The following is a 1,027-nucleotide window of genomic DNA, read 5'->3' on the forward strand; positions in this document are numbered from 1 at the left end:
AACCTTCTATATTGGCTTTTATTTTCATCGTATGATAGGCATCCTTTTTTTTTCATGGTTAAAAAATTTCATATCAAGTTCGCGTCTTTTCTTTTTGATAAGTGATTGCTCAGCGTTACGTAAATGCGCTACCATTTCCATCTTTATAAATTCATTTTGAATCATGGCTAACGAACCATCGATATGTGCTTGAAGATCTGCAGTATCTTTCAGGTTTTCTTTTGTTTGAACTTTATCTAATAGATTTTTGAGGTATTTAAAACGATTTTCTACGTTTTCTAAAGTTTCTAAACTTACAGCTTTATCTAGTATCGATGCAAATTGTAAACGCCCCGAAATAGCTTTACCCATTTGATCAAAAGACCCAGAAACTTTGTTTTCATCCTCCAATACTTTTTGATATGATTTCCTTGAAAGCTTATCACTCCTATAGAGTAATTCTGGTTCTTTGAGAAAAAAACTAGAAAAGTCTATTTTGTTAGGTCCAGTTTTCTGACTCTTTGTTATAGCTTGGTAAGCTTTTTCTGTTTGCGAAAGTTGTTCTTTTTTCAACTCAAGCTGTTTTTTTAAGAGATCAATAAGCTCCAGATACTCTGCTGGTAGAGTAGGTGGGGTCGGTGCGAGATTTCCCTTATTACTAAAAGTAGAAAGATCGTTAATATTGGGTGGAAGTTTATATGGTGGCTTTAAACTTTTTGGTGGTATTAGATCAAAATCGGTGCTTGTACTGAGACCTCCTGACCCCATACCAGGAATTATAACAAAACGGCTGTGAGGTCCTTCTAGCTTAGTAAAAGTTTCACTTTTTGCTAAGTTTGTTGTTCCAAGAAAAGCACTAATTGCTATGCTAATAATCAGTTTTTGCATATTTTATTCCTTTTAATTTTCACATATTTAGAAAGACTGACCATTACATTATTAATTTCATAAATCAGTTTATGAGATTCCGTTGTCTCCTCGCTTGATTTCGGCAGGGATTGTTTTATTAATAGGCACACGGTTTCTATCATTGGGCTGTTTTAGCTTT

At 33.8% G+C, this 1,027-nt stretch carries 1 protein-coding gene and 1 pseudogene; both read right to left on the minus strand.

What is annotated here, in order from left to right; genetic code table 11:
- Nucleotides 1-24: 24 nt before the first annotated feature.
- The gene (locus ACFIKE_RS11310) at nt 25-867 is read right to left on the minus strand and encodes a type IV secretion system protein (RefSeq protein WP_375650036.1); all 843 of its coding nucleotides are present in this window, start codon (nt 865-867) and stop codon (nt 25-27) included.
- Nucleotides 868-936: 69 nt separating this feature from the next.
- Nucleotides 937-1,027 (minus strand): annotated as a pseudogene (locus ACFIKE_RS11315) (TrwH protein); the annotation flags it as partial.

It is taken from the genome of Bartonella sp. MU70NMGDW, from assembly GCF_042194085.1.
Taxonomy (GTDB): Bacteria; Pseudomonadota; Alphaproteobacteria; order Rhizobiales; family Rhizobiaceae; genus Bartonella; species Bartonella grahamii.